Origin of the sequence: Xylanivirga thermophila, from assembly GCF_004138105.1 — a bacterium.
Lineage (GTDB): Bacteria > Bacillota > Clostridia > Caldicoprobacterales > Xylanivirgaceae > Xylanivirga > Xylanivirga thermophila.
The window spans coordinates 26,786-53,507 of record NZ_RXHQ01000004.1; the positions used below are offsets into that span (position 1 = coordinate 26,786).

The 26,722-nt window shown below is 34.6% G+C and carries 24 protein-coding genes; all 24 read right to left on the reverse strand.

Going from position 1 to position 26,722, the window contains the following annotated elements; all coding sequences use genetic code 11:
* Positions 1 to 10: 10 nt before the first annotated feature.
* On the reverse strand, positions 11 to 553 hold the full coding sequence (gene pgsA / locus EJN67_RS03335; RefSeq protein ID WP_129722361.1) for a CDP-diacylglycerol--glycerol-3-phosphate 3-phosphatidyltransferase: 543 nt from the start codon (positions 551 to 553) through the stop codon (positions 11 to 13).
* Positions 550 to 1,872 carry a 30S ribosomal protein S12 methylthiotransferase RimO gene (rimO, locus tag EJN67_RS03340; protein WP_129722364.1) on the reverse strand — a complete coding sequence of 441 codons (1,323 nt, stop codon included), beginning with the start codon at positions 1,870 to 1,872 and terminating at the stop codon, positions 550 to 552. Before rimO ends, pgsA begins: the two co-directional genes overlap by 4 nt.
* A gap of 19 nt (positions 1,873 to 1,891) precedes the next feature.
* Positions 1,892 to 4,222 (reverse strand): FtsK/SpoIIIE family DNA translocase, encoded by a 2,331-nt coding sequence (locus tag EJN67_RS03345; RefSeq protein ID WP_129722366.1) that lies wholly within the window; start codon positions 4,220 to 4,222, stop codon positions 1,892 to 1,894.
* 97 nt (positions 4,223 to 4,319) lie between these two features.
* A complete protein-coding gene (locus EJN67_RS03350) occupies positions 4,320 to 4,544 on the reverse strand; it encodes a YlzJ-like family protein (RefSeq protein ID WP_129722368.1) in 225 nt (74 codons plus the stop codon).
* A gap of 1 nt (position 4,545) precedes the next feature.
* Positions 4,546 to 5,220, reverse strand: coding sequence for a ClpP family protease (locus EJN67_RS03355; protein WP_207207954.1), 675 nt, complete (start codon positions 5,218 to 5,220; stop codon positions 4,546 to 4,548).
* Between the two features lie 92 nt (positions 5,221 to 5,312).
* Positions 5,313 to 6,530, reverse strand: coding sequence for an aspartate kinase (gene dapG / locus EJN67_RS03360; protein ID WP_129722371.1), 1,218 nt, complete (start codon positions 6,528 to 6,530; stop codon positions 5,313 to 5,315).
* Between the two features lie 25 nt (positions 6,531 to 6,555).
* Positions 6,556 to 7,149, reverse strand: coding sequence for a dipicolinate synthase subunit B (locus tag EJN67_RS03365; protein ID WP_129722374.1), 594 nt, complete (start codon positions 7,147 to 7,149; stop codon positions 6,556 to 6,558).
* A 32-nt stretch (positions 7,150 to 7,181) separates the two neighbouring features.
* Positions 7,182 to 8,045: a dipicolinate synthase subunit DpsA gene (dpsA, locus tag EJN67_RS03370; RefSeq protein WP_165000704.1), complete on the reverse strand. Its 864-nt coding sequence runs from the start codon at positions 8,043 to 8,045 to the stop codon at positions 7,182 to 7,184.
* Between the two features lie 104 nt (positions 8,046 to 8,149).
* The gene (locus EJN67_RS03375) at positions 8,150 to 9,406 is read right to left on the reverse strand and encodes a M16 family metallopeptidase (protein ID WP_129722380.1); all 1,257 of its coding nucleotides are present in this window, start codon (positions 9,404 to 9,406) and stop codon (positions 8,150 to 8,152) included.
* Positions 9,407 to 9,418: 12 nt separating this feature from the next.
* Complete coding sequence (locus EJN67_RS03380; protein ID WP_129722383.1) at positions 9,419 to 10,132, reverse strand: polysaccharide deacetylase family protein; 714 nt, start codon at positions 10,130 to 10,132, stop codon at positions 9,419 to 9,421.
* Between the two features lie 105 nt (positions 10,133 to 10,237).
* Positions 10,238 to 12,412, reverse strand: a complete 2,175-nt coding sequence (locus EJN67_RS03385; RefSeq protein ID WP_129722385.1) for a polyribonucleotide nucleotidyltransferase — start codon at positions 12,410 to 12,412, stop codon at positions 10,238 to 10,240.
* 204 nt (positions 12,413 to 12,616) lie between these two features.
* Complete coding sequence (gene rpsO / locus EJN67_RS03390; protein WP_129722389.1) at positions 12,617 to 12,880, reverse strand: 30S ribosomal protein S15; 264 nt, start codon at positions 12,878 to 12,880, stop codon at positions 12,617 to 12,619.
* Positions 12,881 to 12,969: 89 nt separating this feature from the next.
* Positions 12,970 to 13,932, reverse strand: a complete 963-nt coding sequence (locus tag EJN67_RS03395; protein WP_165000705.1) for a bifunctional riboflavin kinase/FAD synthetase — start codon at positions 13,930 to 13,932, stop codon at positions 12,970 to 12,972.
* A gap of 7 nt (positions 13,933 to 13,939) precedes the next feature.
* On the reverse strand, positions 13,940 to 14,827 hold the full coding sequence (truB, locus tag EJN67_RS03400) for a tRNA pseudouridine(55) synthase TruB (protein ID WP_129722395.1): 888 nt from the start codon (positions 14,825 to 14,827) through the stop codon (positions 13,940 to 13,942).
* Positions 14,828 to 14,852: 25 nt separating this feature from the next.
* A complete protein-coding gene (locus tag EJN67_RS03405; protein WP_165000706.1) occupies positions 14,853 to 15,815 on the reverse strand; it encodes a DHH family phosphoesterase in 963 nt (320 codons plus the stop codon).
* Between the two features lies 1 nt (position 15,816).
* On the reverse strand, positions 15,817 to 16,170 hold the full coding sequence (gene rbfA / locus EJN67_RS03410; RefSeq protein WP_129722401.1) for a 30S ribosome-binding factor RbfA: 354 nt from the start codon (positions 16,168 to 16,170) through the stop codon (positions 15,817 to 15,819).
* A gap of 9 nt (positions 16,171 to 16,179) precedes the next feature.
* The gene (gene infB / locus EJN67_RS03415) at positions 16,180 to 18,384 is read right to left on the reverse strand and encodes a translation initiation factor IF-2 (protein ID WP_129722405.1); all 2,205 of its coding nucleotides are present in this window, start codon (positions 18,382 to 18,384) and stop codon (positions 16,180 to 16,182) included.
* On the reverse strand, positions 18,372 to 18,722 hold the full coding sequence (locus EJN67_RS03420) for a L7Ae/L30e/S12e/Gadd45 family ribosomal protein (RefSeq protein ID WP_129722408.1): 351 nt from the start codon (positions 18,720 to 18,722) through the stop codon (positions 18,372 to 18,374). Before EJN67_RS03420 ends, infB begins: the two co-directional genes overlap by 13 nt.
* Positions 18,697 to 18,978: an RNase P modulator RnpM gene (gene rnpM / locus EJN67_RS03425; RefSeq protein WP_129722411.1), complete on the reverse strand. Its 282-nt coding sequence runs from the start codon at positions 18,976 to 18,978 to the stop codon at positions 18,697 to 18,699. The genes EJN67_RS03420 and rnpM overlap by 26 nt, the downstream gene beginning before the upstream one ends.
* 24 nt (positions 18,979 to 19,002) lie before the next feature.
* Positions 19,003 to 20,061 (reverse strand): transcription termination factor NusA, encoded by a 1,059-nt coding sequence (gene nusA, locus EJN67_RS03430; RefSeq protein ID WP_129722414.1) that lies wholly within the window; start codon positions 20,059 to 20,061, stop codon positions 19,003 to 19,005.
* Positions 20,062 to 20,086: 25 nt separating this feature from the next.
* On the reverse strand, positions 20,087 to 20,551 hold the full coding sequence (gene rimP, locus EJN67_RS03435) for a ribosome maturation factor RimP (protein WP_129722417.1): 465 nt from the start codon (positions 20,549 to 20,551) through the stop codon (positions 20,087 to 20,089).
* A 140-nt stretch (positions 20,552 to 20,691) separates the two neighbouring features.
* Entirely contained in the window at positions 20,692 to 24,990 is a 4,299-nt protein-coding gene (locus EJN67_RS03440) for a PolC-type DNA polymerase III (RefSeq protein WP_165000707.1), read from the reverse strand.
* Positions 24,991 to 25,030: 40 nt separating this feature from the next.
* Positions 25,031 to 25,660: a glycosyltransferase family 2 protein gene (locus EJN67_RS03445; RefSeq protein ID WP_129722424.1), complete on the reverse strand. Its 630-nt coding sequence runs from the start codon at positions 25,658 to 25,660 to the stop codon at positions 25,031 to 25,033.
* Positions 25,629 to 26,711, reverse strand: a complete 1,083-nt coding sequence (gene ispG / locus EJN67_RS03450) for a flavodoxin-dependent (E)-4-hydroxy-3-methylbut-2-enyl-diphosphate synthase (protein WP_129722427.1) — start codon at positions 26,709 to 26,711, stop codon at positions 25,629 to 25,631. Before ispG ends, EJN67_RS03445 begins: the two co-directional genes overlap by 32 nt.
* Positions 26,712 to 26,722 lie beyond the last annotated feature (11 nt).

Below are 26,722 nucleotides of genomic sequence, written 5' to 3' on the forward strand. Positions count from 1 at the left end.
AGGCCTCCCATTATCTATTTTGTAATATCAAATGTTTGTTTTTATAAATATAGTCTATCCCTGATATTATCGTCAATACAACAGATACATACAGAGCAATTTTATCGAAAGGTACCCCAATCCATTTAAATGGAACATTATCTAGTAATATCGCTACAATAGCAATTATTTGAGAAACAGTCTTGCTCTTTCCCCACCAACTAGCTGCTATTACCACCCCTTCAGAAGCAGCCAATGTTCGAAAACCAGTTATGATAAACTCGCGGCTCAGTATGATAATTACAGCTAAAGCTGGCACTTTTCCCATTTCACATAAGGCAACTAAGGCTGCTGTAATTAATAATTTATCCGCAAGAGGATCAACAAATTTGCCAAAATTAGTTATTTGGTTCCTGCTCCTTGCAATATAACCATCCAGACCATCACTAGCCGCAGCTAAAATAAATATCACGGCTGCTACAGACTGATGAAAAGGAAAACTACTCCAAAGACATATTAAAAATATTGGAATTAAACATATTCTTATCATTGTTATTTTATTTGCTAAATTCATAAGGCATCACCCAATAAATCATAATCATATGCTTTTGATATCTTAACACTAACAAAATCCCCCCTGCTAAGTTCACGATTGCTCATAACAAATATCTGTCCATCAATTCCCAGTGCTTCACCGTAAGAGCGACCAAAATATACATTTGGTGAGTCAGTACCCTCTATTAAGACATCCACTACTTGACCCACTCTTTTTCTATTTAATTTTTTCGATATTTTTCGCTGTTCCATCATAAGGAGTTTTTGACGATTAACTTTTGTTTCATTGTCAACTTGGTTCTCATATCTAGCCGCTGGTGTACCTTCCTCTTGAGAATAGCAGAATACTCCCATGCGGTTAAAAGGATACTGTTTTATAAACTGCATTAATTCATCAAAGTGTTCATCCGTTTCCCCTGGAAATCCTACTATAATAGATGTTCTAACAATCGCATCGGGAATTTTTTGATGTATTCTATCCAACAATGATTTTATTTTATCCGATGAAACATGCCTATTCATACGTTTTAGGATATCCTGATTTATATGTTGAATAGGGATATCCAAGTATTTGCATATTTTAGGTTGGATAGCTATTGTGTCTAGCAAATCATCGTCAATACGATCTGGGTAGCAATAGAGGAGTCTCAACCATTTAAGGTTAGATATATCACAAAGCCTGTTTAACAATTCTACTAGAGAACCATTTTTCATGTCCGTTCCAAAAGCTGCAACATCCTGAGCAATAAGTATAAGTTCCTGTACGCCATTGTCTACTAGCAATTTAGCCTCATCTACTATGCTGTCTATAGATCTGCTTCTATATTTGCCCCGTAATTTAGGTATAATACAATATGTACAAAAATTACTGCATCCCTCGGCTATTTTCAGATATGCCGTATGGGGAGGTGTCGTAAGTATACGAGGCAAATTTTGTACAATGTTACAGTCAATATTGCTGATATCAACCATTCTTTCTCCAGTAAGGCAATGGGATATCACATTGACAATATCTTGATAATGACCAGTTCCTATAATAGCATCTATCTCAGGTATTTCTTCATATAGTGCCTTTGAATAGCGCTGTGCTAGGCACCCTGTAACTATAAGTGCTTTACAATTACCTATTGTTTTGTATTTTGCCTGTTCTAAAATGGCATCTATAGATTCTTCCTTAGCCGGTCCTATAAATCCACATGTATTTACTATTATTGCATCTGCCTCTTCAGATTTATTAACTATCTGGTAGCCTGCTTTTGATAGCAAGGCTAGCATATTTTCGGCATCTACCTGATTTTTAGGACACCCCAAAGACACCATACCTATATTTCGAATCAATAAAATCCCCTTCCCGTATTTATACCTTATATTTTTCTTCAAATTCTTCTCTAGTTATTAATACATTCCTAGGTTTGCTCCCGTCAAATCCACTAACTATCCCCCTAATTTCCATCTCATCTATTAATCTTGCAGCTCTGGCATAGCCTACTCGTAGTCTACGTTGTAACATAGATATAGATGCCTGTCCTGCATCTATTACCAACTCAATTGCCTGTGGTAAAAGTTCATCACAATCATCATGCAAACTAGAATCATCCTTGTCTACAGCAATCTCTTCAATGATATCTTGATTATATTCTGGGGTTTGATGATGATTTTTTATATAATCTACTATGTTTTCAACTTCTTTTTCTGATATGTATGCACCCTGTACCCTTACGGGTTTATTAATACCAACAGGATAAAAAAGCATATCCCCCTTGCCTAAAAGCTTTTCAGCTCCCGCCATATCCAAAATAGTCCTAGAATCAGTCTGCGAAGACACAGCAAAGGCTATTCTCGATGGAATATTAGCCTTTATAACTCCGGTTATAACATCAACAGATGGTCTTTGTGTAGCAATAACAAGATGAATTCCTGCTGCCCTAGCCATTTGTGCCAATCTACATATGGCATCCTCCACATCATTTGGCGCCACCATCATCAAATCGGCTAACTCGTCTATTATAACTACAATTTGAGGAAGCGTTTCTTCATTTTCCTTCTGTTTTAATTCATTAAATCTATCTATATCTCTTACCCCATTGTCAGCAAACATCTTATACCGTGACACCATCTCCTGCACCGCCCAATTAAGGGCACCTGCCGCCTTTTTAGGGTCTGTTACTACCGGTATCAAAAGATGAGGAATACCATTATAATTATTTAGCTCTACTACCTTAGGATCTATCATTATAAGTCTTACCTGAGCCGGAGTTGATTTATAGATTATACTGTTAATCATTGTATTTATACATACACTTTTACCAGAACCAGTAGCCCCTGCTATAAGTAAATGTGGCATTTTGGCTATATCAGCGATTACAACTTTACCTGCTATATCCTTACCTAATGCAAACGCCAAGTTTGAAGGATGGGATTTAAATTCTTCCGATTCCAGTACTTCTTTCATAAATACCGGAGAAACATGTTTATTCGGAACTTCTACGCCTACCGCTGCCTTCCCAGGTATTGGCGCTTCAATTCTAACACTAGGTGCCGCCAGATTTAATGATATATCATCGGCTAGGTTGACAATTTTACTTACCTTAACTCCCGGTGCCGGTTGAATTTCATAACGAGTTATAACAGGACCTTTGCTCACCTGCAATACCTTAGCCTTAACTCCAAAGCTATTTAGAGTATCTTCCAATGTTTTAGCATTTGCAAGTATTTGCTTATCATTTGACGATTCATTACGCTTACGTCCCGGTGACTTTAACAAAGATAAAGGAGGTGATTTATATTCTATCAGTTCTACTCCCTGGACAGCTTCATCTTTAAGTACTTGATCTCCCTTGTTATCCGTTTTAGATACATGATTATCCGATTTATCAAGATTCTTTGCATCAAAATCTATGATTCTTATCTTTTCTTTGCCAATCGTATTTTTAGTATCCAATAATGATTCCTTATCCTGTTCTATTGATTCTCCTGCATTATGATTATCTAAATTCACATTTTGACCTTGCCAGGGGATATCATTTAACAGAGTAACTTGCTCCAAACTGGGTGAATCTTCTTGGGACTCTATTATTATATTCTCTCCCACAAATGGTCTTTTAAGCTTTTTTTTACTCCTGTCATAGGAGTCTACCTTGTCGCACACATAATTAACAGCTTTTTTAAATGATAAATTGGCCAGTACAATGAGATCTATTATGAATAATACCACAAGAAAGATATAGCTTCCCCATATACCCAACAACTTATATAGGCAATAAACCAAAGGAGATAAGATTAGTCCCGCCCCTTTTCCCTGTTTACCCACATTATAGGATGAAATAACAAATGCACTAAATGTACTGCTATCAAATCTTTTTAAATATATAATATGTATTATACATATTATATATATAAGTGATGAAATGCTGAGCCTAAGCTTTGTTTTGTTCACTTTTTTATAATATGCTACTATAACCAGGGCACCAATTATACAAATACCAAAGGGCATTATATATCCAAGTATACCAAAAAAGCCCATAAGAGCCTTTTTTAAATAACTACCTGCAATACCTGCCGAAGCAGTATACATACTTAAAAAAGCAAAAAACCCCAGTCCCAATAACAAAACACCAACAACTTCATGGTATATACGTCTTTCATTTTTTATTTTTTTATTTCGTGATTTATTTTTCTTTTTAGCCATGCAATTCTACCTCACAAACCATTCCAATAATTATACATTCCCCCTCATAAAAAATATGCTTATACAATTATAACACCTATTGCCTTATCATTCCATATCATTTTAAATGATATATAGTTTCAATAGTATTTCCTGGCTGAAATTTAGGATTTAAGTAATCAAAGGGGTCACTACTTATTATCCTATTTATTATATACTGTCCATTTTCATTACTCTTTATCTCTAATTTTATACCTTCCACTTCTATTATCTCACTAAGACCATCTACCTTCAAGTCATCATTTTTTAAAATAATTTCAAGTGGCATTATAGAATATATCATTTTATTTATCCTCCTTGTTTTCCATTAGATTTTGTAATTTTTTTATCGCCTGATCTATACCACCAACTTCATTTATAAGGCCGCAATCAACTGCTTCTTGTCCTACAAGAACTGTACCAACATCATCTGCCAATTCACCAGTTTTTAGCATAAGAGCATAAAAATCTTCTTTTGTTATACTTGTATGCTTAGTCACAAATGTAACTATACGTTCCTGCATCTTGTTTAGATAATCGTATGTTTGAGGAATGCCTATAACCAAACCACTCATTCGTATTGGATGTACGGTCATACTTGCTGTAGATGCGATAAAAGAATAGTCAGTACACACGGATAGCGGTACACCTATACTATGACCGCCGCCCAATACTAGTGAGACTGTAGGTTTTGACATAGTGCTTATCATCTCAGCAATTGCCAAACCAGCTTCTACATCTCCACCTACTGTATTTAATATTAAAATTAATCCTTCTATATCCTTGCTCTGCTCTATTGCTATTAATTGAGGTATTATATGTTCGTACTTGGTAGTTTTATTTTGCGGTGGCAATACCATATGTCCCTCTATTTGACCAATTATAGTAATACAATGTATATTGTTTTGTTTAAGTACGGGTAAACTTGCGGTTCCCATTTCTTTTATGCTGTTTAATGATGTATTTGCATCTTGATTCATTTGATATCCTCCTCTAGATTTTGCATTAACTTTAGTATTGCCCCAAACAAAAACTTTCATTAAAAGTATAAAAAAGATAAGCCTAAATCGGCTTATCTTTCGCAAAGATTAAATTCCATATGCAATGATGTAACGGCTTTTTCCGTATCTTCCCCCCTGACCAAACATGATATTGTTGTATGGGAATCTGCTGTCTGCAGTACTTTTATATCATATTTGCTAAGGGCACTTATTATCTTAGCCATAACTCCAGGAATACCGCGCATACGATTGCCAACTGCTGATATTTTACTGCAATTTATGATAAAACTATAATTGTAGCTATTTTCATCTAGTATTTTCGTAGCCTTACTAGTATCATTGCCGTCTATTGTAAATATCATCTTGTCAGGAAATATATTTATAAGGTCTATACTTATATCATTTTCAGCTAATAGTGACAAAATTCTATTTTGACTTTCATCATCGACTTTTTCTATTGTCACTTGTGTTCTATTGGTAATATGAGCAATGCTTGTTATTACGCATTCTGGATCATAGGATTCCTCAATAGCATTATTTTTACACCAGGCAGATACAATTGTTCCTGGTTTTTCGTTCATCGTATTTTTTATTGCTATGGGAATATTACTACGCATTGCAATTTCTACAGCACGTGGATGTATAACCTTAGCACCCTGGTCTGCAATCTGAAATACCTCGGAGTAACTTATTTGATTTAATACTACAGCATCTGGCACAATTCTAGGATCAGCAGTCATAATACCATCTACATCCGTATATATTTCTACAAGCTCAGCGGATAATCCTTCGCCTATAACTACTGCAGTTGTATCACTACCCCCTCTACCTAAAGTAGTAATATCTCCATCCTGGGTAATGCCTTGAAATCCTGCTATAACTGGTATATATCCCCTATTTAATATATCGATAATTTTATCTGTTTTTATATGCATAATAGCAGCATTTCCAAAATTGTCATCAGTAACAATGCCCGCCTGCCATCCGGTTAAAGCCATTGCTTGATAACCTTTACTAGTAAGGGTATTAGCCATAATCACTGCTGATATAATTTCACCACATGACATAATTAGGTCAAGCTCTCTAGAAGGTATGGAATAGTTTACGCTATGAGCAAAATCTATTAATGTATCTGTAGAATAAGGATCTCCCTTTCTACCTATGGCAGATACTACTACCACGGGGGCATATCCTTTGCTTTTTGCCTTTATTACTTTCTCTATAGCCTTTAACCTAGTATCCTGCTTGGCCATGGAAGTGCCTCCAAATTTTTGGACAACTATTTTCATCATACAACCTCCGCATCCTCAGTAATTAATCACTTTTATCATTTATAACTATAGGCTGAATCTGTTTTTTTTGTAATGCTAGATCGATTGTTTTGGGCAACTGATCCATATCAGCCAATAGTGAATTACCTTTAAAATCAGGGCCATCCTGATAAAAAGGTACCATAAAAATATTCTTCGTATTTATTATTATACCTAAATTTTTTGCATTGTTACCCAAAGCATCGTTTGTAGATATTGCAATCACTACCGGTTTCTGATTTCTAAGCTGGGCTTTTGTAGCCATAAGCACCGGTGTATCAGTAATTCCATTGGCGAGTTTTGCCAAAGTATTACCGGTGCATGGTGCAATAACTACTATATCCAACAATTTTTTAGGTCCTATAGGTTCTGCATCAACTATTGTATCTATTATATTATTACCAGTTATACACCCTATCTTCTCTCTAAAATCTCTGGCAGTAGTAAATCTGGTATCAGTATTCGATACTGCATATGAAAAAATGGGTATTACCTCTGCCCCGCTTTTTACAAGTCGTTCAATTTGCGGTATTACCTTATCAAAGGTACAAAAAGAGCCAGTTATGCAAAAACCTATCTTAACATTTGATAGTTCCAAAACTACCACCCCACATTATATCACAAAATTTATTATATTTTTAATACTTCTTTTGTTATTTCCCATATTATCCTTGCTGCACTTTTAGGGGCAACAATCCCTGGTAAGCCTAGTTCTAGTTTAGCTTTTATGCCAAGCTCTCTAGCAGCTTCAAAATCTATTCCTCCAGGATATGATGCCAAATCTATTATAACTGTTTGAGTATTTATTTGTTTTAGTCTATTCCTGTCCAATATAAGGAATGGTATAGTATTAAATATAAAATCCTGCTTTGATAGTATATTATTTAAATTAGAGAGATGTATCCCATTATATCCATTTTCAACTACCCAAGCCAGATCTTCGCTTTTTCTGGCTTCAACTGTCACATTGGCACCAATCCCCTTAAGCATTCTGGCCAATGTTTTTCCTAATCTTCCAAACCCTAAAACCAATACATTTGACCCATGTAATGTAATATCAGAATATTCCATTGCCAGTTGTATTGCCCCTTCTGCAGATGGAATGGCATTTAATATGGCAAAGGCTTCATCCTGTAAAAGGTCAAAATATTCAAAGCCATATTTGTCAACATACTTTCGAAATTCATTATCAGCCTTCCCTAGTATAATTTTAATATCTGATTTTAAATATGCTTCAATATCATTTAATGCTAGTGAATGTTTTTCATCCATAATATTTATAAAACCTTTTTTGTTTTTATATGGTATTGGAAGCATCAATACATCGCAGTTAAAAAAAGTCTCATTTAGCTTGTCATATACGGTTATATCTTTGCCTAAAATATTATCAATTCCAAACGTCTTAACTTTATGACCTTCTGATTCTATAATACTTGCACATTCTCTTTGCCTTATATCCCCGCCTAAAAATGAAAATGTAATTTTTTCTTGCATCTCCTGTATCCTCCCCCCCATATTTCTAGTACATATTATGACATTTCCATAGTTATAGTGCAGATTTAATCATCAAAACAAAAAAAGAAGGCCTATGCCTTCTTTTACACAATCTTTTCTATTTCTCTTAAAACCTTATCATCTTTACCCACCATAGCTATTGTAACCTTACTTGACACAAATATATTATCTATTACCTCCAATACATCATCTATAGAGACATTATCGATTTTATGTAAAATTTCCTGTGAAGTTAACACCCTATTTAGCAATAATTCGGAACGTCCAATAGCTGACATATGACTGCTAGTACTTTCCATTCCCAAAATATAATTGCCCTTAAGTTGTTCTTGGCTCATCTTTAATTCTTCGGCAGTTAGACCATTTGCTATAATATCTTCTATTTCATCAAATATGAGCTCGATTACTTTGCTTGTCTGCAACAGATTCATACTTGCACATATCGTAAAAATCCCACCGCATGTATACGCAGCGGGATAAGAATAAATAGAATAAACTAACCCCCTATCTTCACGAATCTTTTGAAATAATCTAGAACTTGTTCCACCGCCTAATATATTATTAAATATCATAAGTGGATACATAATATCGTCGCCTAGAGAAGGTGCCGGATATCCCATACAAAGGTGCATCTGTTCGATACTTTTATACCTGAATGTCACACCATTTTTGTATTGGGGCTTAGACATAGCTATTTTTATATTGCCACTATTTTCCCACCTTCCAAAGTATAAATCTATAAGTTCAAATAATTTTTTCTCATTAAAATTCCCTGCAATTGATACGACCATATTACTTGGTGCATAATATTTATAGAAAAAATCTAAGATCCTCTGACGATCAAAGGATTGTATATTATATTGATTGCCCAACACAGGTTGCCCTAGAGGATGGCTAGAAAAAACCTTTTCAGCAAATAAATCATATACTACATCCTCTGGAGAATCAGCATACATAGAAATTTCTTCGCTTATCACGCCTTTTTCCCTATCAATTTCTGGCTGACTAAAAACAGAATGTAATATCATATCAGATAAAATATTAAAAGCCAAATCAATATGTTCAGATATAACACTGCAATAATAACAGGTGCAATCTTTTCCAGTAAAAGCATTCAATTGTCCACCAACCGCGTCTATCTCTTGAGCAATCATTTTTGCAGTACGGGATGTGGTTCCTTTAAAAAGCATATGTTCTATAAAATGCGACAGTCCATTCTCATTCTTTTCCTCATACATTGATCCTGCTTTAAACCATATACCTACAGATACAGATTTAAAGTAATCTATCTTTTCATATACAACACATATCCCATTGTTTAAATAAACCTTTTCGTACATTAAACCCCACCCTTATTCTAATAGTTCTGATATACAGCATATATCATAACCTTTTTCATTTAGCTTATCAAGCATAACAGGTAATGCTTTTATTGTATCTTCAGTAGGGTGCATGAGTACAAATGCACCATTATGTGGATTTTTTAGTACTCTGTCTAATATATTATTCACTCCATCCCTTCTCCAATCTATAGTATCTATACTCCACATTATGGTTTTATAGCCCAAAGACGTAGCCGCCCTTAATGTGATGTCATCAAACTCACCATAGGGTGGCGCAAACAAGGTAGTCGTAATACCTGTTATCTCCTTTATAATATTTTCCGTATCCTTAATTTCTTTTAGATTTTGTTCCAAGGTTAATTTGCTATGGTGCTTATGGCTATATCCATGATTTCCGATCTCATGACCTTCTGAGACCATCCTTGTTATAAGCTCTGGATTTTCCTTAGCCCATTCTCCGCCGATAAAAAAAGTAATATTTATATCTCTATCTTTGAAAATATCCAGCATTGCAGGTATATATTCTGTTCCCCATACCACATTGCATTCAAATGCAACTTTTGAAATATTTTCATTTCCTTTATAAATAGGATTTTTAAACATATTATTCAATACTACTATTGATTGATTCCATCCTAAAAAAAAGAACAAAACAACAAGCAATACAATAATTATTGTACTAGGTACAGCGTTTTTTTTAAACGGTATATATAATATTTTCATATTTCCTAGCCTCCAAATAAAATATCATTTCATTTAATATCTATTCTGAGAGCTATAAGATATGAATAAAAAAACATAAACTATTAAATAGTTTATGTTTTTTTATTACTCATATTCTTTTTTAATACGCCGTTTATAGGGTTTTTGATGAGGTCGATCACCCATTTTATTGGCATCTTGTTCCTTTTTTTCTGGTGGCGGGAGTGTTGCTTTCCTAGAAAGGTTAATCCTTCCCTGATCATCAATATCTGTTACCTTGACATTAATTTCATCCCCTACGTTAACAACATCTTCTACTTTAGCTACATGTTCATATGCCAATTTTGATATATGAACCAATCCTTCTTTACCAGGTAATATTTCTACAAATGCACCAAAGTTTGTAGTTCTCATTACCTTACCAACATAGGTTTCTCCTACCTCGACGTCTCTAGTAATATCCTCTATCATCTTTAATGCTGCTTCTGCTGCTTTTTCATCGGGAGATGATATAAATACTTTACCATCGTCTTCAATATCAATCTTTGCTCCAGTTTCCGTTATAATCTTTTTGATAACCTTGCCTCCAGCACCTATAACATCTCGTATTTTATCAGGATCTATTGTAGTACGTATTATCTTTGGAGCAAAAGGGGATAGCTCTGCTCTAGGTTTGTCTATAACCTCTAGCATCTTGTTTAATATAAATATTCTACCTTCCTTAGCTTGTGCCAATGCCCGCTCAAGTATATTTCTATCTATGCCTTTTATCTTTATATCCATCTGTATGGCCGTTATACCTTTTTCTGTACCGGCCACTTTAAAGTCCATATCACCAAAAAAGTCTTCAATTCCTTGAATATCTGTTAAAATAGCCACTTTATCAGACCCGGTATCCTTAATAAGTCCCATGGCTACACCAGCTACAGGGGCTTTTATAGGTACACCAGCATCCAATAACGCCAAAGTACTACCACATACACTTGCCTGAGATGTAGAGCCATTTGAGCTCATTACCTCTGAAACCAATCTTATAGTATATGGGAATTCATCCTCATTAGGTATCATGGGCTCTAATGCTCGTTCCGCCAATGCTCCGTGACCTATTTCTCGTCTACCTGGTCCACGCATTGGCCTAGCTTCACCAACACTATAGGGAGGAAAATTATAATGATGTATATACCTCTTAAACTCATCTTCCCATAGTCCATCCAAAACTTGTACGTCTCCTAAAGCACCTAAGGTACAGGTAGTAAGAACTTGTGTAAGTCCCCGTTGAAATAGTCCAGAACCATGAGTTCTAGGTAATAGACTTACTCCACATGTAATAGGTCTAACCTGTGTCATTTGTCTTCCATCAGGTCTTATGCCTTGATCCAATATTTTATACCGTACAATCTCTTTTTCAATCTTTTCTATAATTTCTCCCATGTCAGCTTCTTTTTCTGGAAATTCATCTGCGAAATGATCTACTACATCTTCTTTTAATAACTTTATTTTTGCATCTCGCTCTTGCTTGTCAAATTCCTGTAAAGCTTCCTTAATTCTATCAGTAGCATATTCTCTTACTTGTTTTTCCATATTCTCATCTATTAAATGCAATGGAAAATCAGCCTTTGGTTTGCCTACATCCGATATAATTTGCTCTTCAAATTCTACTAGCTGTTTTATGTGTTCATGGGCATACATAATAGCATCTAACATTTGTTTTTCCGTTACTTCATTGGCCCCAGCTTCTACCATCATAACAGCATCCTTAGTACCAGATACTATTAAATGGAGCTTACTATCTTCCCTTTGATCGCTCTTGGGGTTTATTACAAATTCGTCTCCTATCATACCAACTAGTACTGAACCTGTAGGTCCCATAAAAGGTATATCAGATATACCAAGAGCTATTGATGAGCCTAGCATAGCAAAAACATCCGGCGGATAATCGGGGTCTACAGAAAGTGCTGTTGCTACTATCTGAACATCATTCCGAAAACCTTTAGGGAATAGCGGTCTAATTGGTCTGTCTATCAATCTAGAGGTAAGTATAGCTTTTTCAGTTGGTTTACCTTCCCTTTTTATAAAACCACCTGGTATTCTCCCTACTGCATATAACTTTTCTTCAAAATCAACGCTAAGTGGGAAAAAATCTATACCTTCCCTTGGCTCTTCAGATGCAGTTGCTGATACGAATACTACCGTATCACCACATTGAACAGTACATGCTCCATTAGCCTGTGGTGCTAATTTACCTACTTCTACTTTAATAGTTGCACCGGCTATTTCTGTTGTATAAATTTTATGCTCCACTAAATAACCTCCTTTTATAATTAGCCAAATATGAATTGGAAATAATAGTTTATCCGATTCTATAGATAACTTTATCCTCATTTTTATTATACTACATGTGTTATCTATATAAACTTTCATTTGATATTATCTCCATTAAAATGTACAAATAATCAAACCAAACATTGGCTAAAAGAATGGAGCGGGCTTCCCCGCTCCATTCTTTTATTTTCTTAAATTTAACTTTTCGATAATAGCACGATATCTTTCTATATCGGTTTTCATTAAATAGTTAAGTAAGCCCCTACGTCTACCAACCATCATCAAAAGACCACGTCTAGAATGGTGATCATTTTTATGCGTTTTAAGATGCTCATTCAAATGATTTATCCTATCAGTAAGTAAAGCTATTTGAACCTCAGGAGAACCTGTATCCCCTTCATGTCTTTTGAATTCTTCTATGATTTCTGCTTTTCTTGTCTTATCCATCGTAGTATAGTCACCTCCCTTTAATAATGCAAACCCCATTTTCATAGTATAGCGTCGGAGCTTCGCCAAACCAAGAAAATGGTTCTCACTTAGTTTATTTCACCTTTAGTATTGTAACACATTTGAATAAAGTTGTAAATGCACCTTTTAGCTATTTTTACATCTTTATTGATTTGTGTTTTTAACTCTTCCCTATCGTTAAATTTCCGTTCTTCACGAATTTTATCTATAAAATACAGTCTTATTTTTTTATCGTATAAATCGCCCTCATAATTCATTATATAAGTTTCTATATGAATATTCTTCCCATTAAACGTGGGATTTCGTCCTACATTTGTAACCCCCCACATCATAGATTGTCCAACATCAACCAAAGTAAGATAAACACCAAAGGCCGGTACAACGCGTTTTGAATTAAACTTTAAATTAACAGTTGGAAATCCCAAAGTTCTTCCTCTCTGAAATCCATGGGTTACAAATCCATCTATTGAATAAGGCATACCTAGGAGCTTGGCTGCATAGCCTACCCTACCATCACTTATTAGCTGTCTGATAAAGCTACTGCTCACTACATCACCATTAATCCTAACAGGTGGCACAACTATAAGCTCAAAGCCTTTTTTATTAGACAGCTGCTCAAGAAGATGCACATCCCCAATACCCTTACTTCCAAACTTGAAATTATATCCTACAACTATGTAAGATACATTGTAATTATTAGTCAATATATCTATAAATTTCTCCGGCTCTATTAAAGAAAAATTGAGGTCAAATTCGTTTAAAATAAGCCTATCTATCCCTAATGAGTTAAATATCCTTATTCTTTGCTGCATATCCATTAATATACTTGGAGCATCATTGGGCGCAATGACTTCCATAGGATGCCTTGCAAATGTATATACCATCGTTGAGCACCCTTGCTGCTTTTTTAGTTGCTTTAGAGTATAAATAAGCCTTCTATGACCTAAATGAACACCATCAAAAGTTCCTAATGCAACTGCCGTATTTGCATCATTTGTGTCACTGTTATTCTTATTAAAAATGATTTTCATCTTTCCCTCACAATAATACATTCTTCATCTTTAGGCAATCATCCTTAAAAATCCCTACACCTATAAATTGTCCTTTACAATATACCTTTACATACTCATTATAAACAATGTCCTGCTTATTATCAATAAAATCCACATAAACAGCATTGCCGTTTAGCAGTTTATTATATACTTTCGATGATATATATATACTTTTTAATTTTATAAGCGGAAGATCCATTGGAATCAGAAAAGATTCAATTGCTCCATTTTTGTAATATTTTTCTATCTCATCTAATGTATACGAATGACTAATATCAAAATATCCACTCTGACTACGCATTAAAAAAGACATATATGCACCACAACCTAAGTAATCACCTATATCCCTACATAATGAACGTATATATGTACCTTTTGAACATTCCACTTTAAAGAAAACTTTATCAGGCGGATAATATTTTATTATTTCATTTTTATAAATAGTAATCTCTCTAGGAGGCATGGATACCTCTATGCCTTCTCTAGCGAGCTTATAAAGTTTTTGACCCTTATACTTTATCGCCGAATATACGGGAGGAATCTGCTCTATATCACCGGAAAATACCTTAAATGCCTCTTCTATGTTTTCTATATTACACTTAACAGGCTTAGAAGATATCACCTTACCTTCTACATCCAAAGTATCAGTTTTTACTCCTAGAGTTAGCTCCCCTATATAGGTTTTCCTATCACTCATGAGAAAGTCTGAGAGTTTTGTTGCCTTTCCTATACATATTGGGAGTACTCCAACTGCCTGAGGATCCAATGTACCAGTATGACCTACCTTGGGCACTTTTAATAATTTTCTTAAATAAACAACAACGTTACTTGATGTCATTCCTGGTGGTTTCAAAACATTTATTATTCCATTCATACTCTTATCCTATCATTACTTTATATTATATAAATAAATGACTGGCAGATGCAATCAATAATTCTTTAGATTTTTGTATGTTTTCAGATATAATACAGCCCGCAGCCTTTTTATGCCCACCACCACCAAACTCTTGAGCTAGTTTGTTACAATCTATATAATTTTTAGATCTTAGGCTTACTTTTGTAGTATTGGAATCAGATTCTTTTAATAATATGGCTAGTTCTACCCCAGCTATATCCCTTGCAAAACCAATCATACCTTCAGCTTCTGTTTCCTTTGCACCTGCACGATTTATCATCTCTTGGGTAATAGAAATACAGGTTATCTTACCATCTATATATACCTCTAATGTATTTAGCACATCTGCCAATAATTTTATACGTTCAAAGCTATTGTTTTTATATAAAACAGTAGACATTTTATCTACATCTACTCCAGCATCTATTAATTTGCCTACAACATTATGGGTTTTGGCAGTAGTATTACTAAATGAAAAATTACCTGTATCTGTGGATATACCCATATATATGGCCTCAGCCACGCTTTGAGAAATACCACCTACTAGCTTTTGTATAATATCAAATGTCATTTCACAAGTAGAGCTGGCATTCTCATCTACCAAATTCATATCACAATACTGAGTATTGCTTACATGATGATCTATATTTATGGAAATTTTACATCTATCCAAAAGACAACTGCTATCGCCTAAACGCCCAATATCACTGCAATCTAAAAACATTACTATATCAAAGGTATCAAGAGTATTTGATTCAGGCTTTATAAAAAGGTCAGCATTTTTAACAAAGGCATATTTAGTAGGAATAGAGTCATGACAATACAATTTTATCTCTTTTCCCATATCCAAAAGTGTATTGGCTAGTCCTAAACAACTCCCTGTGGTGTCTCCATCAGGATTTATGTGGGCAACCAATGCTACTTTATTGTATCTTTTTATTGTATCTATGATCTCCTGTATTGCCATTTCACTCATCCCCTTGTTTTAATTCAGCCAGTTTTTTAGCAATATCTATACTATACTCTATAGAATTATCCAGTATAAATTTTAGTTCAGGTGTATACCTTATTTTTAGTATATGCCCCAATTCATTCCTTATATAGCCTTTAGCATTTTCCAGACCTTCAATGGTAGCATTTTTTTCTTCTTCATCACCTAATACACTTACATATATCTTTGCATACCTAATATCCCTTGTGACCTCTACCCTTGTTATGGATAACATTTCTGAGATACGTGGATCTTTTACATCATCATTTATAATTTTGCTAACCTGTTTTTTTATCTCACCAGCTATCCTGTCTGATCTATGATAAGCCATATTAAACACCTACTCTTTTCTTATTTCTTGATTTATAAAAGCTTCGATGATATCTCCCTCTTTTATATCATTGAAGTTTTGGATACCCATCCCGCATTCATAACCTGAAGAAACTTCCTTGGCATCATCTTTAAAGCGTTTCAATGAGGCCAATTCACCTTCATGTATAACTACACCATCTCTTAGGACACGCACTTTACTATTTCTTGTAATCTTTCCATCCCTGACATAACAACCTGCTATAGTACCCACACCAGATACTTTAAACGTTGCCCTAATTTCTGCATGCCCTAATATAACTTCTTTATATTCAGGATCTAATAAACCATTCATAGCCTTTTCAATATCCTGTATTGCATCGTATATAACTCTATACGAACGTACATCCACTTTTTCCTGCTCGGCTAAATCAATAGCAGCATTCGAAGGTCTCACATTAAATCCTATGACGATTGCATTTGATGCTCTAGCAAGCATTACATCAGATTCGGTTACAGCACCTACACCCTGATGAATTGTTTTTATTTTTACCTCATCATTAGATAATCGTTCTAATGCCTGACGCACTGCTTCACAAGAACCTTGAACATCAGCTTTTATAATAATGTTTAATTCTTTAATTTCTCCCTCTTTGATTTGAGTAAAAAGATCATCCAATGATGTTATTGCACTAGATTTTATTTGATCTTCCTTTAATTTTTCCTTCCGTTCATCGGCTACTTGCTTTGCTAACTTTTCGTCCTGGACTGCATATAATATATCTCCCGCCTCTGGCACATCAGATAGTCCCAATACCTCAACAGGCAGAGAAGGACCTGCTTTTTTGACCCTTCTTCCCTTATCATCTATCATAGCTCGTACCCTGCCACTTGCTGTACCTGCTACTATAGAATCTCCTATATTAAGTGTACCATTTTGGACAAGAACCGTAGCAACTGGACCCCTTCCCTTATCTAACTGTGCTTCAATTATAGTCCCTCGTGCTAGAGTTTTGGGGTTAGCTTTTAATTCCTGCATTTCAGCCACCAACAGAACCATTTCTAACAAATTGTCTATACCCTGTTTTTTAAGCGCCGAAACAGGAACTGCGATTACATCGCCTCCCCATTCTTCAACCAATAAACCATGTTCAGATAGCTGCTGTTTTATACGTTCCGGATTAGCATTTGGCGAATCAATCTTATTTATAGCTACGATAATAGGAACATTAGCAGCCTTTGCATGGTTTATTGCCTCTATTGTCTGAGGCATTACACCATCATCAGCAGCTACTACCAATATTGCTATATCCGTTACCTGAGCCCCTCTAGCTCTCATAGATGTAAATGCCGCATGTCCTGGTGTATCCAGGAATGTAATAAATTTATCTTTTATACTGACAGTATATGCACCTATATGTTGTGTAATACCACCTGCTTCTTGTTTAGTAACACTGGTTTTTCTAATCGCATCAAGCAAAGAGGTTTTTCCATGGTCTACATGACCCATTACAGTAACTACAGCTGCCCTTTCTACTAACTGCCCTTTTTCTTCGCTCTCATTTATCTGATCGATTAATTCATCTTCGTGAGTTTTTGTAACTTTCTTTTCCAATGTAATATTAAACTGACTAGCTACTAGAGAAGCCATATCAAAATCTATTTCCTGGTTTATAGTCGCCAAGATACCTAAGTTCATCAACTGCTTTATTATATCTGCTACTGATATACCTGCAGTTTCAGAAAGTTCCTTTACAGTAGTGATTTCTCCTATAGTTATAGCCTTTTTGCGTTCAGGTATTTTTTCTATTTTTTTAGGTTGTTCAGTTCTACTATTCTTCTTTTTTGATTTATTTGTTTTAATCTTATTCAATCCCTGTCCTTCTTCTCTAGCTTCCCAAGCATTAATATTTCTTTTCTTTTTAGTATTATTATTTTTAACAGCCTTTTTTGCAGTAGCTTTGCTACTTAAAGATTCATTCACTTCAATTTTCCCATTGTTTTGTTTTGATGTTTTGTTACTTTTGTTTTCATTGTTAAACCTTTTATCATCCTTTTTACTAATAGTTTTTTCACTTTTCGGTTGCATAGCTTGCTGCTCTAATTCTTTATGAAGATTATTCACAAGAACAACATGATCATTTACTTCTTTTTTTAATCTCTTCATCTTATCCATAAGTTCTTCTGAATTTTTACGTATTTCATTGGCTGTAGAATATACTTTTATTTTAGCCATTCACTACTCACCCCCGTATCTAAAAATTCAATTTCTTTCAATAGCAATCGTATAAAGTTATTATCCATAAGAGATAATATTGTCTGCTCTTCTTTACCGATAGCCCTACCTAATTCTAGCTTATCTCCTATAATAATATAATTTATATTTCTGTTTTTACACATATTACTAAACTTTTTTATAGTATTAGCAGAAGCCTCCTTACTAATTATGACCAAGTTGGCTTTTTGTTTTCGTATACTTCTTTCAACAGCAAAGCTTCCTGTAGTCATTTTACCAGCACCATAACAAATCCCTAGTATATTAAAAAATTTATTTTTTGCCTTCGCCGTTTGCAATTAATACCTCCTCTAAACGCTTGTATACATCATTATCAATCTTATGATCAAGGGCTTTATCAAGCAATTTGTTTTTTATGGCTTTGTGAAGGCATTCAATATCATTACATATATAAGCTCCTCTGCCTGGAGCCTTGCCTTTTAAATCAATATCAATATCACCCTCACGATTTTTTACTATACGTATAAGATCCATTTTAGGTTTCATTTCTCTACATCCAACACACATTCTCAAAGGAACCTTTCTCTTCTTCAAAATATACCCTCCTTAACAAAAAAATTAGAGTTCCTTATTATCAATATAGCTTTCGTATTGGCTTTGACTCTTTATATCAATTTTCCAACCAGTTAGCTTAGCAGCCAATCTAGCATTTTGTCCTTCTTTCCCTATTGCCAATGATAATTGATTATCCGGCACTACAATTCTTGCAGCCTTATCTTCTTCATCTACCACTACATCTAGTACTTTTGCTGGGCTTAAGGAATTTGCGATATACTCCTTAGGATTATCGTTCCATTTTATTATGTCAATTTTTTCTCCATTCAGTTCATCAACTACTTGTTGTACTCTTATTCCCCTTTGACCCACGCATGCACCCACACAATCAATATCTTTATTAGGAGAAAATACTGCAATCTTAGTGCGGGAGCCAGCCTCTCTTGCAATACTCTTAATTATTACCTGTCCATTTACTATTTCAGGTACTTCCATTTCAAATAATCTCTTAACTAAATTGGGATGTGTTCTAGATAAAGTTATTTGAGGCCCTTTTGTAGTTTTCCTTACTTCAGTTATATATACCTTTATGCGATCATTAACATGATATGCTTCATTTGGCATCTGCTCATTAGCAGGTAAGATACCTTCAGTTCTATCTAATCCTATGAATATATTATTCTTTTCTATTCTTTGTACAATACCTGATATTACTTCGTTTTCTTTTTCTAAATATTGCTCATATACTATCATACGTTCTGCTTCTCGTATTCGTTGAACAACTACTTGTTTTGCATTTTGAGCCGCAATTCTACCAAAATTTTTAGGCGTTACTTCTATCTCGACCATGTCATCAAGTGTATAGTTTGGACTAATTTTCATAGCATCTTGAAGCGAAATTTCCATAAATTCGTCATCTACTTCTTCCACTACATTTTTTAATGCAAAAACCTTTATTGCCCCTGTATCTCTGTCCATATTAACCCTAACATTTTGAGCTGTACCAAAATTCTTTTTATAAGCAGAAACTAATGCCGCTTCTATAGCTTCTAAAAGGGTTTCTTTTTCGATGCCTTTTTCTTTGCATATCTGCTCTATCGCCTGCAAAAACTCCCCATTCATTATATAGTCCTCCTTAGATTTCCATTTAAAACTCTATAGCTAAGCGGATAATAGCAACATCTTGTCTATTAAAACTTAAAATATTATTATTATCCTTAATGACAATAATGTTACCTTCTTCTAATCCGACCAGTTCACCAGAATACTTTTTCATCCCATTTATTGGTTTGTAAAGTTTTAGATCTACCTTATATCCCTTATACTGTTCAAAATCCTTGTCACGTTTAAGCGGCCTATCAAGCCCTGGAGATGATACTTCCAAATAGTACTGATTAGGTATGGGATCAACTTCGTCAAACACTTTGCTTATACGCTCACTAAAATTCTGACAGTCATCTATAGTTATGCCACCATTCTTATCTATATAAAATCGTAAAAACCAGCTGCCTCCTTCTTTTTTATACTCTATATCTACCAACTCATATCCTAGTTGATCTAATATAGGTTCAGATAGCTGCTTAGCTAGTTCTTCCGTTTTTGATTTTGCCATATTAGTCCCCTCGCTTTTACTCAGATAGTTCGTCTTTATTGTCTCCAACAAACTTGTTTTTAATAATAGGAAAGAGTGGGGATCCCCACTCTATCAATAAGCAAAGTCTATTAACACCACATAATAGTATATCATCTAGTTTAATCAAATGCAATACTAAATAAAGAAATCTGGCTCGTTTCAGGCAATCCATCTAATGCGCCATGATTTTGCAGAATTTCAACAACACTTTTAGATACCTTTGACCTTTGCCTAAAATCTTCTATTGATATAAAATCTGCCTCATCTCTGGCAGCAACTATGCTTTTGGCTGCATTGATGCCTATGCCTGGCAAAGAATTAAAAGGCGGTCTTATACCTTTATCTGTAATTACAAACTTTACTGCGTCAGAATTATACAAATCTACTGGTAAAAATTCGATCCCCCTACAGTACATCTCTAAAACTATTTCTAGTACTGTTAACAATCCTTTTTCTTTAGTAGAGATCTCATTACCCTTTTGTTCTAGCTCTTTTATAGTTTTTCTTACTTCTTCCTTCCCTTTTAGTACTAATTCTAAATCAAAATCATCTGCTCTAACTGTGAAATAAGTAGCATAAAAGGCTTCTGGGTAATATACTTTAAAATATGCAATTCTGAAGGCCATGATTACATATGCAGCAGCATGTGCCTTAGGAAACATGTATTTTATTTTCTTACATGAATCTATAAACCAGTCGGGCACTTTATTTTTTATCATTTCTTGTTCAAAATCATCGGTTAGACCTCTGCCCTTACGAACACTCTCCATTATTTTAAATGCTTTTGTAGGCTCTACGCCCATTTGAATAAGAGAAAGCATTATATCATCCCTAGTACATATAACCTCCGATAGCTCTGCTACGCCATCCCTTATGAGATCCTGAGCATTATTTAACCATACATCAGTACCATGTGATAATCCGCTTATTCTTATAAGCTCGGCAAATGTTGTTGGGGTAGTATCTACAAGCATTTGACGAACAAATTTCGTCCCAAATTCCGGGATACCTAAAGTCCCAACTGGACAATTAATTTCTTCCGCCGATACCCCTAGCGAATCAGTGCCTGAAAATAATGCCATAGTCTTTTTTTCACCTATAGGGATACTCCGTGCATCTATTCCAGTTAAATCTTCTAGCATTCTAATTACAGTTGGATCATCATGACCCAGTATATCCAATTTTACTAAACGGCTACTTATTGAATGATAATCAAAATGAGTGGTAATAACACCCGAATCTTTTGCATCAGCAGGATATTGTATGGGGGAAAATTGAAATATTTCATTATTCTTCGGGACAACCATGACTCCTCCAGGATGCTGACCTGTAGTTCGTTTTATGCCGGTACATCCATTGACTAAACGCTTAGTTTCTGCATTATTAGCTTTTATTTCTTTTTCATCCAAATATTTTCTAACAAAGCCATAAGCCGTCTTTTCAGCTATAGTACCAATGGTACCTGCCCTAAATACATGACCTACTCCAAAGAGTTCTTCAGTATATTTATGGGCAACTGGTTGATAATCACCTGAAAAGTTTAAGTCTATATCAGGTACTTTGTCGCCCTTAAATCCTAAAAATACTTCGAACGGTATATCAAATCCATTTTTATTATAAGGGGTCCCGCATATAGGACAGTCTTTATCTGGTAAATCTGCACCACAATCATATTTGGAAACATCTATATCAAAATCAGAATGTTTACAGTTTGGACATACATAGTGTGGCGGGAGAGGATTTACCTCCGTTATATCAGTCATTGTAGCAACAAAAGAAGAACCTACAGATCCTCTTGAACCTACCAAATATCCATCACTAAGGGATTTTTTTACTAATTTATGGGCGATTAGATACAAAACTGCAAAACCATTATTTATTATGGAATTTAATTCTTTATCTAAACGCTTTTGTACTATTTCAGGTAATGGATCCCCATATATATCCTTTGCCTTTTGTATAGCTTTTGTAGAAATTTCCTCTTCAGCACCTGGAATCTCTGGCGGATAAAGCTCATCAGGTATTGGTTTTACATTATCTATTTTATCTGCAATAGCTCGTGGATTATAAATAACCACTTCACGGGACTTTTGTTCCCCAAGATAATCAAATTCATTCAACATTTCCTGGGTAGTTTTAAAATATAATGGTGCTTGAAAATCTGCATCGCTAAACCCCTGGCCATGCATTAATATTCTTCTGTAATATTCGTCATAGGGATCTAAAAAATGGACATCTCCCGTAGCTACTACAGGTTTTTCCATCTGCTCTCCTATATGAACAATCTGCCTATTTATATCCTTCAATGCATCTATATTTTCTACCTGCTCTTCCCTCAACAAATATTCATTATTGCCTAGTGGCTGTATCTCTAAATAGTCATAAAAACTAGCAATTTCATATATTACATCTTCTGATTTTCCTCGTAAAATGGACTTATATAATTCACCAGCTTCACAACCTGAACCTATAATAAGTCCCTCCCTATATTGCATAAGCAAACTTTTTGGAATTCTCGGCTTTCTATAAAAATAGTCAAGATGGGATTTTGAAACTAATATATATAGGTTTCTAAGTCCTGTTTGATTCTTTACCAAAATAACCGCATGGTTATTCTCCAATCCATTTAAATTGCTAATCTTATTTATTGTATGATTTATGGCATTAAGATTATTTATTCCTCTTTGCTCCAGCATTCCAAATAATTTTATCAATATATCAGCAGTAGCTTTAGCATCATCTAAAGCTCTATGATGATTTTCTAGCTGAACCCCAAGACGCTTTGCAACTATATCAAGCTTATGTTTTTTTATGTCCTTAAGTAATTCCCTTGACAAGGTTAACGTATCAACAATGGGGTTTTTTATTTCGACATTAATTTTCTTGCATTTTTCTTTTATAAATCCTATATCAAAGCTAGCATTATGGGCTACTAAAGGAGCATCCGAAAAAAATGCTTTAAATTCTGGCATTACCGTATCAATTGTAGGTGCATCTTTGACCATATCATCAGTAATACCTGTTAATTTTGTTATTTTCTCAGGTATTAGCTTTTCTGGATTTACAAAAGTTTTAAAGGTATCAATAACTTTTTTGTTTTTTATCTTTACAGCACCAATTTCTGTTATCTGGTCATTCCTCGGATCAAGGCCTGTAGTTTCTATATCTAGTACTACAAAAGTCTGGTTAAAGTCCTGATTATTACTATTTGTTATAAGGGGCTTGCAGTCATTGATCAAATAGGCTTCCACCCCATAGATAACTTTTATTCCATATTTGCTGGCTGCATCGTAAGCTTCTGGAAAGGCTTGTACTACCCCATGATCTGTAATAGCTATAGCTGGATGACCCCACTTTGCAGCCCGCTCAATTAAAGCCTTTGCAGGGGATATAGCGTCCATTGAACTCATTTGTGTATGAAGATGTAGTTCTACCCTTTTTTCATCTGAAGTATCATATCGTTCCTTTGGAGAAATAGACATGATACTATTCGCCATTATTATCATTTCATGTTGAAATTTATCATATTGATATTTACCATATACCCTTATCCACACATCTTTTTTTAAACCTGCCAATATTCCATCTGATTTATCATTATCACAGAATAACTTTATAGTAATAGAGTTTGTGTAATCAGTAATATCTATAGAGATTAGTTTTTTATTGTTTCTTATATCTCTAACTTCAATATCAAAAATTTTCCCATCTATAGTTATCTTATCATGTTCATCTGACAATTCATTTATATGGATAGGCGGATCCTTTATTAATTTACCAAATATTACCTCACTTTGGGTATTGTCCCCATTATCTCTTTTATTCCCAGATTCTATTGCTTCCTGTTCATATTTAATTTTGCAGGCTATGTTATCAAGTATTTCCTTTGTCTCATGCTCTCGTTCTGCTATATACTGCTGATTATGCTCTTCTATATTACTATCAGTTCGAAGTTTCAGCTTTACGGGGATATGCCATCTAAAAGTCTGATATATACAGTCCCTTATATAATGATCCAGTTCTTTGAATTTAAAAAACTCCATAGCAACCGGATTATCAACCAGTATGTATATTTCATCGTCTTTTATGGAACCATAGCAACTATCAATCCATGGGCCACAGGAGGGAATATGACATTTAATATCTTGTATCAAAATATCCCAATAATCATCAAAAGATTCTTTTAAAATCTCAATTTTATTAGGATAACAAATCTTAATATCCACTTGTCCTATTTCAGGCAATGTTTCTTTTATACTTTCTTGTAATTTGTAAAATTTTGTTTTTTCGATATACTGAGAACTTTTTAGATAAATTTCCCATCGCCTTTCTTTTTTATAGACCACCGTTTTATCCAAAGTAACATATTGGGGCCATTTTTTGCCCTTTTCATAAAATAATTTTGGCAAGTTACTCATTCTTTTAAACCCTCCCCTCATACACAAGATGGCAGACACGTTATCTAGTGATTTCCTTGGCTATTTCCCAATACATTTTAAATCGTGCTGCAAGACCTTTAGATATACCCATTTTTTCTTCCTTCATAGAATGGGTAACACCAAATAATGGAACTTCGATTATCCTAGAACTATTTTGTTTTGCATTTCTGGTTATCACCATTTCTATGCCAAATCCTGTTTCCCAATCCTTTTCGCACAATCCTTCTAAAATATATCGTTTTAGAAGCCTCTGGCCGCTCAAACATGGCGCTAATTTTTGTGCTACATCAGTAGCACCTCGACCTGATTGAAATACACCTACCGTCATATCTGCATATCCTTCATATACTGGTATAATAAGCTGCTTTATATGATAGGTTTGCATGCCAATTAAGTCTGCATCTAAAAATAATACGCCCTGTCCTTTCGCCTTTTCTACGCCCTTTTTCATGGCAAATCCCTTGCCATAATTTTTTTCTAATACTATTGTATCAACCCCAAAGCCCTGTGCTATTTGAACAGTATTATCTGTAGATCCATCACTTACAACTATAATTTCCTGCACTTGCTGTACATCTATAAGAGCTTGTAAAACGCTACTTAGATGTAGTCCTTCATTATATGCCGGTATTACCGCTGATATCTCCATCTTTTATCATCTCCCGGATGTTGGACACTAGGGTATCAACTGCCTTCTCTTGAGGAAATGTCCCTATTATCTGTCCTTTTTTAAATAGAACAACAGTACCCTTACCCCCGGCAATTCCTATATCTGCCTCTTTAGCCTCACCAGGACCATTCACTGCACATCCCATCACAGCTACTTTTATAGATGTTTTTATATCTTTGATATTCTTTTCCACTTGATTAGCTAGATTAATCAAGTCAATATTACATCTACCACATGTAGGACAGGAAATAATCTCTATGCCCTGCTTTTTTAATCCCAATGATTTTAAAATTTCTTTTCCTGTTTCAACTTCTTCTATTGGAGAGGCAGTTAGTGATACTCTTATTGTATCCCCTATTCCATCTAATAATAAACTACCAATGCCAATAGATGACTTTACTATTCCCTGCCTTGGCGTGCCTGCTTCTGTAACACCCAAATGCAATGGATAATTTACCTTCTGACTAATATATCTATATGCCTCTACAGTTTTGTTAACATCTGATGATTTAAGTGAAATAACAGTATTATAATACCCCATTTTTTCTAATATCAATACATGTTCTAGCGCACTTTCAGCTAAAGCTTGAGCTGTATTACCGTATTCGTTTAATATTTCCTTTTTTAACGATCCACTATTTACGCCTATACGTATAGGCACGTTATTTGCTCTAGCAGCGTCAACCACAGTCTTTACTCGTTCCATAGAACCAATATTACCTGGGTTTATACGAATTTTATCTATGCCGTTTTCTATCGAACCTACAGCTAATCTATAGTCAAAATGTATATCTGCAACTAATGGTATATTCGTATATTTTTTTATGACGGAAATCGTGTCTAGACATGCTTCATCATATATTGCTAACCTTACAATATCACACCCACATTTTTCTAGATCTAATACTTGATTTAATGTGGCCTTTATATCTTTTGTATCTGTATTTGTCATAGATTGGATTGAAATAGGAGAAGTTCCTCCTATTTCAATATTACCAACCGATACCTTTAAGGTTTCTCTACGTTTCATTTCAAATCACG